General features: G+C 34.2%; 6 protein-coding genes and 1 pseudogene. 2 read left to right on the top strand and 5 right to left on the bottom strand.

Annotation, left to right across the window (positions count from 1 at the left end):
• Positions 1 to 18: 18 nt before the first annotated feature.
• Together A9G08_RS07965 and greB are read right to left on the bottom strand one after the other, a co-directional pair.
• Positions 19 to 1,110 carry a YcbX family protein gene (locus A9G08_RS07965; protein WP_065563175.1) on the bottom strand — a complete coding sequence of 364 codons (1,092 nt, stop codon included), beginning with the start codon at positions 1,108 to 1,110 and terminating at the stop codon, positions 19 to 21.
• Positions 1,111 to 1,538: 428 nt separating this feature from the next.
• Positions 1,539 to 2,021, bottom strand: a complete 483-nt coding sequence (gene greB, locus A9G08_RS07960; protein ID WP_065563174.1) for a transcription elongation factor GreB — start codon at positions 2,019 to 2,021, stop codon at positions 1,539 to 1,541.
• Positions 2,022 to 2,065: 44 nt separating this feature from the next.
• Between greB and A9G08_RS07955 the strand changes: the two are divergent.
• Together A9G08_RS07955 and A9G08_RS07950 are read left to right on the top strand one after the other, a co-directional pair.
• A pseudogene (locus A9G08_RS07955) lies at positions 2,066 to 4,234 on the top strand (Tex family protein); the annotation flags it as partial.
• Between the two features lie 755 nt (positions 4,235 to 4,989).
• On the top strand, positions 4,990 to 6,441 hold the full coding sequence (locus A9G08_RS07950; protein ID WP_065563172.1) for a hypothetical protein: 1,452 nt from the start codon (positions 4,990 to 4,992) through the stop codon (positions 6,439 to 6,441).
• A 213-nt stretch (positions 6,442 to 6,654) separates the two neighbouring features.
• Here the strand turns inward: A9G08_RS07950 and A9G08_RS07945 are convergent, their stop codons facing one another.
• From A9G08_RS07945 to ushA, 3 genes are all read right to left on the bottom strand, one after another.
• Complete coding sequence (locus A9G08_RS07945; protein ID WP_065563171.1) at positions 6,655 to 7,524, bottom strand: YjjW family glycine radical enzyme activase; 870 nt, start codon at positions 7,522 to 7,524, stop codon at positions 6,655 to 6,657.
• Positions 7,499 to 9,046, bottom strand: a complete 1,548-nt coding sequence (locus A9G08_RS07940; RefSeq protein ID WP_442902915.1) for a YjjI family glycine radical enzyme — start codon at positions 9,044 to 9,046, stop codon at positions 7,499 to 7,501. Before A9G08_RS07940 ends, A9G08_RS07945 begins: the two co-directional genes overlap by 26 nt.
• A 112-nt stretch (positions 9,047 to 9,158) precedes the next feature.
• Positions 9,159 to 10,832, bottom strand: coding sequence for a bifunctional UDP-sugar hydrolase/5'-nucleotidase UshA (gene ushA / locus A9G08_RS07935; RefSeq protein WP_065563169.1), 1,674 nt, complete (start codon positions 10,830 to 10,832; stop codon positions 9,159 to 9,161).
• Positions 10,833 to 10,836: the final 4 nt, after the last annotated feature.

Raw genomic sequence — 10,836 nt, 5'->3', positions numbered from 1 at the left:
ATAAAAATTATTATTTTTCTATTCTATAGTGATATCACCTTTTGGAACACAACTACAGGCTAGAATATGTTTATTTTGTTTAATCGCTGATTGAGTTAAAGGTTTTACATTCCCTTTTGTTAATAATACTGAGCAACGACCACACACACCAGCCCGACAAGAGTTAGGAATTGAAATATGATGTTGTTCAATTTGTTCTAAAATTGTTTGTTGATTATTACCTTTAATTTTTTTATCTTGAAAAGTAATTGTACAAGGTTGATAGTCTTTTATTGATTCTGTAGGAAAGTTTTTAATATAGTTTTTAGCTGGTTGGCGTTCAAGTACCTCAATTTTATCACCAATCGATACAGTACCATGATTTCGAGCAATCATATTCATACCAAAATCAATTTTACCATCCAAATTAGTTCTAAAATAACTTAAAGTTTTTAAAGGTTCATTATTAGGTAAAGCTTTGGCTGAATTGACATTGATCGTGGTTAATACACAACGAGTACAAGGTTTGACGATATCAAATATTAACTCACCAATTTTAATGGTTTTCCATCCATCCTCTGCAAAAGGGAGTGCGCCATCAATAATAATATTGCCACGAAATTGGCGAATATCTAATTTTTCAGGGCACTGCTGTTCAAGATAGTTAAATGATGCAAGATTTAACAACAAATAAGGATAACCATCAGCAAAACTAACAGGCACATCTGGATAACGTTTAGTTCTTCGACTCAATTTATTGCCGATCCAACGCAATTGCACATCTTTTTGAAGAAATTGGCTAAAAAATTGATTAACTTTAATTGGCGCAATATGTGATGTAAAGTGATTTCCCCAAACTTCGGTCGCTTCATTACTTTGTGAAAACTCATCGAGATTAATCACGATTGATTTGTTAGTTGGTAATGACACTTGTACTTGGTTGTCAGTTATTACCGTTCTAAGTTTCAACAGCTCTGGATATTGTCTGGCAGTAATAAATGTTCCATCGGGTTCACTTATCATTAAGATACGGTCATGTTCAAAGCCACCATCAATACTCTTGGCACGCGTCAATGCAATACCTTGCATTGATTTAATCGGATAGATAAAGAGTTGTTTAACGGCAATCATATCGGCAAATATTTAATTAGTTTGATCAAATTATATATTTAATTATTAGGGATTTATATATTTAAGTGCCATAAATTCATTCCTAAGCTATCTTACAATCGTCGTTCAATGATATTTTGTATAGGATGATATTCTGCTTTTATAAAAGAGGTATTATGTTCGCATGGGGTATTACCTTCAAGATATGTGATTTCCTCAAGTTTTAGTAGGGCAATGTTCTTAGCTATATATTTAATGAATTCTCTATTTTTTCATCACTAGATAAGATTTTTTGCTATTAGATTTGTATTGATATATTTTAATTGTTTAGTTGCTATGTTACTACTCATTTTTATTCAAGCAGACTGGTTGTCTAATGAAGGATAAGTTAGTTTAGTTAGGTTGAACATACAATTGAATTTGAGAATCTATTATTTAAGTAAAAATATCTAAACAAATTCTTGGTAACTGATATCAATAATATAATAAAACGTTTTACCGTTTGGTGTGATGACTGCTATTTCATCATCAATTTTATGACCAATTAAAGCTCTGGCAACAGGGCTATTAATCGATATCCAATTTTTTTTGGGATCGAATTCATCACTACCAACAATACGGTAGATATGTAATTTTCCTGAATCATCTTCCAATTTGACCCAAGCCCCAAAAAATACTTTTCCTTCTTGTCTTGGGTCAGGATCGACAATCGTTAATATTTCTAAACGTTTGGTTAAAAAGCGAACACGTCTATCAATCTCTCGAAGACGTCTTTTTCCATAAATATATTCCGCATTTTCACTACGGTCGCCAAGGGCTGCAGCATCAGAAACAGCTTGAGTAACACGAGGCCTTTCTTCTTTCCATAAATATTTCAATTCACGATCGAGTGCCAAGTAGCCCTCTCTTGTTATATAATTAGCTTTTTGCATAATGAATATAAATTCCGTTAATCGACGAGATATACAGAGATATCATGATAAATAATCAAATTAGCCATATTATAGCGGGTGAATTAACCGTAAAACCAGAACAAGTTTTAGCTGCCATTCAGTTATTAGATGATGGTAGTACCGTTCCCTTTATTGCTCGATATCGTAAAGAGGTGACCGGAGGTCTGGATGATACCCAATTACGTACCTTAGATAGCCGTTTAAGTTATTTGCGAGAACTAGAAGATCGTAAACAAACAATTTTAAAATCAATTGAGGAACAGGGTAAATTAACCCCAGAATTAAGCCAAAAAATTACTGATACGCTTAGTAAAACGGAATTAGAAGATCTTTATCTTCCTTATAAACCAAAACGACGTACCCGCGGTCAAATAGCAATCGAGGCAGGGCTTGAATCTCTCGCTGACGATTTATGGCAAAATCCCGATCTCAATCCAGAAACTGAAGCTGAAAAATATATCAATGCAGATAAAGGCATTGCTGATACTAAATCTGCCTTAGATGGTGCCCGTTATATTTTAATGGAGCGTTTTGCTGAAGATGCCGCTTTACTTGCTAAAGTTCGTCATTATCTTTGGAATAACGCGCATCTTGTATCTCAAGTTATTACAGGTAAAGAGGAAGAAGGTGCTAAATTTAGAGACTACTTTGCACAAAGTGAACTTATTTCAAAAGTGCCTTCTCATCGTGCTTTAGCGATGTTTAGAGGACGAAATGAAGGATTTTTACAACTTTCACTCAATGCCGATCCGCAATTTGAAGAAACGCCAAAAGAGAGCTATTGCGAGCAAATTATTACAGAGCATTTAGGGATTCATTTTAATGATCAACCTGCAGATAAATGGCGTAAAGCAGTTATTAATTGGACATGGCGAATTAAGATTTTAATGCACATGGAAACCGAGCTTATGACCACTTTGCGTGAACGTGCTGAAGAGGAAGCAATTAACGTATTTGCAGCAAATTTACACGATATGTTGATGGCTGCACCTGCAGGTATGAAAGTCACCATGGGAATGGATCCAGGCTTACGAACAGGTGTAAAAATTGCTGTTGTGGATTCTACAGGTAAACTTATTGCGACCGAAACGATTTATCCTCATACAGGACAAGCTGATAAAGCAGCAATGATTGTTGCTGCACTTTGCATTAAACATCAAGTGGAATTAGTTGCAATTGGTAATGGCACGGCATCTCGTGAAACTGAACGTTTTTATCTTGATGTTCAGAAAAAGTATCCGGAAGTAAAAGGGCAAAAAGTTATTGTCAGCGAAGCTGGGGCTTCTGTTTATTCTGCATCAGAGCTTGCTGCTCAAGAGTTCCCTGATCTGGATGTATCAATTCGTGGTGCGGTATCCATTGCTCGTCGTTTACAAGATCCTTTAGCTGAGCTAGTAAAAATCGATCCAAAATCCATTGGGGTGGGGCAATATCAGCATGATGTTAGTCAGACCCAATTAGCTAAAAAACTTGATGCGGTGGTTGAAGATGGAGTAAATGCGGTAGGGGTAAATTTAAACACTGCATCAATGATGTTACTTGCCCGTATTGCAGGATTGAATAAAGTTATTGCCCAAAATATTGTAGATTGGCGTAATGAAAATGGTCAATTTACCGATCGCAAACAGTTGTTAAAAGTTAGTCGTTTAGGCCCTAAAGCGTTTGAACAATGTGCTGGTTTTTTGCGCATAATGGAGGGTAAAAATCCACTTGATGCATCGGCTGTTCACCCTGAAGCCTATCCGGTTGTCGAACGAATTTTAGAGAAAAATCATAAATCTTTAAAAGAAATTTTAGGTGATACTAATTATCTGAAATCATTAAAAGCGGTTGATTACGTTGATGACCATTTTGGTGTTCCAACTGTCACTGATATTATTAAAGAACTTGATAAACCCGGACGTGATCCAAGGCCCGAATTTAAAACGGCCCAGTTTGCTGATAACATCGAAACAATGGAAGATTTAAAAATAGGCATGATTATGGAAGGTGCGGTAACCAATGTTACCAATTTTGGTGCTTTTGTTGATATTGGTGTACATCAAGATGGTTTAGTTCATATATCAGCATTATCTGATAAATTTGTTGAAGATCCACGAACGGTAGTTAAAGCTGGTGATATTGTTAAAGTTAAAGTGATTGAAGTGGATATTGCCCGCAAACGTATTGCTTTATCGATGCGACTTGATGATCCAACAACGCCAAAAGTAGAAGGGGCCAAAGCTCGAACGAATAAATCAACCGGCACTTCTAAAAGTGGACAGTCAGCGCCTATTACAAATAGTGCAATGGGTAATGCTTTTGCTGCAGCTTTTAAAAAAGGAAAATAAATTCAGTTATATTTTATTTGTAAAGGGAGGTTAATGCCTCCTTTTTATTTAACGCTAATTTCAAAATATTTTAATAAAATTATTGATGATAAATCCAGTGATTAAAAATCAAATCAGGAGCTCAATCACTTTATTTAGAATTATTATTTTAATAAATATTCATTTGAGAACCATTAAATATCAATAAATTGATATTTCGCTATTCCATATTGTATATATTATTATATACTATGCACAATTGTGTAGATTATTTTTAACATATACAATTAATTATCTTATTTAATCAGCCTGTTAGTAAAGTTAAACTACTTTGCGCTGATCTTTTTAATAGCATTTCTTATTTTGATATTCTTAAATTAGTTTATTAACAACATTTGAATATTACACTTTTTCGATAGCGACATAGTCGTTTTTGCTCTAGATATTAAATAAAAATATACCGTTACATGGATGCAATTTAATAACTTTCTAATGTTTTTTATTGCTTATACGCGTTTTTAAAATTTGAAATAGGTAACAATTTTTATCAATCATTTGATAATTCTTTAGTTTATTAAAACTTTAAATCAATAACTTTATTCTAATTTGCAGGAAAGTTTATGAGTAGAGGAATTAGCATGAATAGTAAAATGTTTGTTTCCCCAAAATTTTATTTGATGCAATTAATATTTAATATTACAGCTATTTCTTTTTTTTGCCTTTTTTGCCATACATCTCTAGCCGCATTATCATTTGCTGCAACCACTACGCAATATATTCACGGTAATCCGCCTGAAATTCTAGAATCTGCTGATACAAAAATCTTAAATGGAATTCAATTTAAATTAAATATTGATGGTATTGATCCTGTGATTGTTTTGCCTGGTACTGATAATAAGATTTCTGTTGCTTACAACACTTCACCAAGTATTTATTCATTTGGGGTAGATACTTCAAGTTTGAATGATAGTGATATAAATGATGTAGATGGTGACAAAGTGGCTACTACCGGCAGTTTTATCATTCAGTCTATTAATACTGAATGGCGGGACTCAAACAATAACATAATTCCTTCTGATTCTACTTCCCAACTTGGTAGTGATGTGTGTAATTCATCGACGGCTAATGCAAAATCATCAGTAAAAGTAACGATTCAATTTGTTGCTAAAACCCAGTACGGTGCTCCTGATCAGTCAGAACCAAGAGAAGTCTCTAAAACATTTCAAGTCAGTGCTGATGATGGTATCTGTTATATTAGGCCTGGTGTATTGGCTCTGATTATGCACAATGGATGGGATGAAGGGGATAACTATGCTCCTTATGGTGCTGATACGATAGATCTTGATGTTCCTTATAACGTAGACCAATTTACTATGCATAAAGGTTTTAAGGCCTCCGCTAAAGATCAAAACGGCAATTACTTCCCAACATATGGTTTCCCGGATGCACGTTTTAGAATTGTGCCGGTAAATCCAATTTCAGATTATAGTTATACCTTGGTTAAAAATCCGAATAATTCACTAATTAGTGCTTCTCGTGATTCAAGCGCTGATTCTAAAAGTGAATTTAAATTTACCGAAAATGTACCAGTTCAAGATGATAAATTTGTAATATTAGTTACCAATAATCGAACGTTAGCACAGTTTTATTACACTTTCTCTATAAAACATTGGTTATATTTTACAAATAACTTGGTGGGCAATTGGCAAAGCGCAAATACATATTGTCAAAATAATAATGATAGATTACCTATACGAGCTGAGTTATCTAATTCTAGTTTTGCTACCGTTCCAACAACTAATGATAACTATTATGTAAAAAATAATGGATATAGAAGAGCAATTGGTGAAGGATTATTGCCAGAATGGGGTAAAGCCTACTTTTATTCCCCACTTGATTATATTGGTCGAGATATGATGTCTGGTGCGCCAAATTTAAGAAGTTTAATCAATTATGATTTCTATTTTACCAGTGAACCATCATCGGTAAAAGATGTATTAGGTAATTATAGATATTACAGTGTGGGGATGGTAGAAGGTAATATTATTGTTGAACCAGATGTAGCATATACCTTATGTGTTAAATATTAACGTTGATATACAATTAGCTATTTTTTTAAAATCTAAACAGATATTAATGATTTATCTTAATATTTGATTTTGATGTTAATCAAATGAGCAGGTTTTCAAACTGCTCATTTTTATTTCAAAAATCTCATGAGGTAAAAATTTAAGACATTATTTTGGAATTTTATAATAAGCCTGTTAATAGTTTATTAAGCACACACTCATTAAAAAACGCTATTATGATAAATAAACAGTTGGCAAAACAATATTTTTCAGGCCAAATTGTTTTAATTCCATAGCAAAATTTTCGATATGTTGTTTTGATGCGCTCTGCCATGTTTTGGCTTCACCTCTCACACCATGATTATGAAATGCATTGATTCTAATTTTTATATTTGCATCAAATTGCTTTAAAAAATTAGCTAAATGTTCAGCGTTTTGTTGTAAATCGGTATGCTTAGGAATAATTAGAAATCTGACTTCATATAATTTATTCATTTTTGCAAGATATTCAATTGACTTTTTAACTCTTAAATTTCCCTTGCTAGTTAATGCTTCATGTACTTGATTATCCCATGCTTTAAGATCAATCATTGCCCCATCCATTACGTTGACTATTTTTTGCCAACCCATTTGAGGTAAATATCCATTACTGTCAACAAAACAGCTTAAGTGTTTTAAATCCTGAGCTTGTTTAATCGCACTAAAAAGCTGCTCAATAAACGCTAGTTGCAGTGTTGCCTCACCACCGCTTAGGGTTATTCCGTTTAAAAAAGGTAGATATTTTCGGATAAGTTTTAAAATATCTTCAATACTGTATCGATAAGTCATCGGTGTTGACTGATAGTTACAAGTGTTTATACAAGTATCACACTGCTGGCAAGTTGAACTTTGCCAAATGACTTTGTTGTTGATAAATGATAATGCTTGATGGGGGCAGGAAGCAACACATTCACCACACTCCTTACACCGTGAAATGGTATAAGGATTGTGGCAATTTAAACATTTAAAATTGCAGCCTTGTAAAAAGATGACTAACCGGTTTCCCGGTCCATCAACACAAGAAAAGGGTAAAATTTTATTAACGATTGCCCATGACTTGTTCATGGCTTATTACCCTAGGGGTCCTGCATAAGTAACTATTGTTCACTGTATCTTCGGCTGCTTCACTACCTAAAAATGTGGTATTAATCCGCGAACCTTCTTCTTTATATTTTTTGATATCTGATAATCTCACCATATAACCAGTTACACGCACCAGATCATTACCACTGATATTAGCCGTAAATTCACGGAAACCAAATTTAAATGCTGCTTTACAAATTTGTACTAAGGCTAATGGATTATTTTTAATCGTTTCATCAATAGTTAAAATATCACTAATGCCAGATGTATAATATTTATGGTGTTTAAATAATGCCATAATATGGGTAACAGGATCTGGTTCATGTCCATAAGGGATACGTAAACCAGGTGTTGCACCGCGGTCTGTACTGATACCTGACTGCGCATGTAACATCGCTTTACCTTGCCATGCATGTTTAATTTTATGATTATCAATAAAGTCGGCTAATTGCTCAGAAATGGTGGTAGCTAGTTCATTAGCATCTTCATCAACACCATAGCGACCAGCTAAGTTAGATTTTTCTTGTAGAATATTAACCGCTTCAGCCATAGCATAAATACCAAACATTGGTGCAAATCGAGTTGCGTCAATTAGTCCTTCTTTGACTAAAAAACTATTTTGAAAGAAATTCGATTTTTCATAAAGAAATTCCGATCTCGCTTTGATTAAGTTCAATTGCAATTGGCAATAATAAGGCAGGGTATTTTGTAAAAAGTCGGTAATACTGTTACTTTTTAATGCGACTTCTTTTAAATTAATTCTGGATAAAGTACTACCACCACCCGCAACAGGGAGAGAGTTATAACAACTCACAACACCATAGCCTTGATCATCAAAATCTTTTTTGATCATCATATTATTAGCGATATGTGGTTTTGCTGTTTGGCAAATATTCTCAATTGCTGTATTTAGTAAAGATTCTGGGGTGATATCTTCATCATAAATAAATGTTAAATTAGGCGCAACTTGTTTGAGTTCACGATCAACACGTAAAATTACTCGACAGATCACATTGTCAGTTGGACCAATATTGGCGTGCATAAATGCATCAGGAAGATTGCGATCAAGCATAATCCAAAAACGTTTTAATCGCTGATAAAGCTCTTCTTCTGTTAAATTGCCAACATAAGGTAGTAACACTTTATCCAAACAACCCAAATAAACAGGCATACCAGTGACCGAAGGAACATGATGATAAGCAATTGTCAGCATATTTATGGCATCATCAAAATTTTTTGCAGGCTCAAGCTCTAAATACTCAGATCCTTGTTTAAGGAATTTTGCATAATCTGGTAACACATAACGAGGTTTATACGGTGCATGACCTTCGTACATGTCACAAATTACACGCTCATCTAAGGCTTGCTTAGTTTCACTATCCAAATCAACATAAGGTAAATTATTTTCCGCTGCTAAAGCGAGAAGGTTCGCTTTTTGTTTAGGTGACAGATTGGGATCGGTCACAATATCGTAACAATTTTTTTGAAATTCTGTCATGTTCATAAATACCTCTATATTACCTATATGTTGAAAGCAAAAAATTAAATTTAATGGCTAATTTATAATACCAATTTTACCCGTGCCATTTATATTCTACATTTCTTTTTTAAAGCCGTTATTTTTCCAAAATGAAATTAACCGGTTCATAATCTGCCGCATTAATTGGTGAGTGCGCTTCAATATATTCTCTTATCACATCCGCGTCTCGGTAACCTGTATCGACATAAGTTGGTGAAGTGTTGGTAACGGGATAACCATCTCCACCAGCCGCTAAATAATCTAACGTGGTAATACGATAAGATTTTTGCAAATCAATTGGCTCATTATTAATTTTAATATCGCTAATCGTATTGCCAGCTAGCGTGATATTTTTTAAGTGAGTATAACCACCAGAACCTTGTTTTTTACTTAATGCAACTTTAAGATATTCCACCAATTCACGGCCGGTTAACTCAAAGTAAACAACTGTATTACCAAAAGGCTCAACTTTCAAAATATCACGATAAGTAATATTTCCTTCAATAAGTGAATCACGAATCATACCGCCAGCCATAATGCCAACATCAGCATTCGTTTTTTCAATAAAGGCACTGAGTAACAGCTGTCCCATATTGCTTTGTTGATATCTTACTACACTACGATCACCTTCTAAACGACCGATTAATTCACCTGTTTTAGTGAGTAATTGCTGTTTACCTTGATCTTGATAAGGTTTAAGTGTTTCTAACAATTTTTTATCTTGTTCTATTTCACTAGTGTAGTATTCAAGACGTTTAGTATCGTTGCCATTGTCGACTTCTTTTTTCAAGTTGATAGGAATTAACTGATAATTTTCCAGTGTAATTTTACCGTTTAAAAAGACAAAGTCGGCACGACCAACATATTTACCCCATTCATGAGCTTGAACAATCCAAGTTCCATTTTGTTGATCGGGTGCACATGGCGTGCCAGGAACATACTCAGTAATACGTTTGTTAGGGCTAGCCATACATACAGGGTTTTGAGAGTGACCACCTACAATCATATTTAAATCACCTGGTTTCAATCCCCGTGCTAACTCAACATCACCCGGTGCCATTGAACCATGTTCACCATTTTCATAATGTCCCATATGAGTAACCGCAATAATCATATCTGGGCGCTCATTATTTTTAATTTGACTTATCACCTTCTCTGCTTCAGGCAAGGTTTTGCGAAACTCAACACCGTCAGTATTTTTAGGTGAAGCAAGGAAAATTGTATCATCAGTAGTTAAACCAAATACCGCAACTCTAATGCCATTTAAATCAAACATTTTATAAGCATCGAAAACGCGATTATCAGTATTTTTGAAGTAAGTATTTGCTGATAAAAATGGAAAGTGAGCCCATTTTTGTTGTTCACGAATAACTGCTAAAGGATGATCAAACTCATGGTTACCAACAGCCATTGCATCATAACCAATACTGTTCATACCCATAAAATCGGGTTTAGCTTGTAAAACATCGGATTCAGGAACGCCTGTATTAATGTCACCGCCAGATAGCAGAAGTAATTTCCCACCTTTTTCGGATACTTCTTTTCTAATTTGGTCAACTACAGTTTTTTGAGCAGCTAAACCATATTCACCAATGTCATTTTGCCAAAAATGGCCATGATGGTCATTAGTATGCAAAATAGTAAAAGAATAGGGCTTATCTTTTTCCCAAGTAGGTGCAGTAGATTGCTTGGTTGCAACTGCTGCGAATGAATTAACTGAGAACAGACCTAAAATAATAACTAGTGACAGTTTAAATTTAAAACAATACATGGCA

The organism is Gilliamella sp. wkB195 (assembly GCF_001690445.1).
GTDB lineage: Bacteria > Pseudomonadota > Gammaproteobacteria > Enterobacterales > Orbaceae > Gilliamella > Gilliamella apicola_E.
The sequence above is the reverse complement of the archived record's forward strand: the minus strand, read 5'-3'. Positions and strand labels throughout refer to the sequence as shown.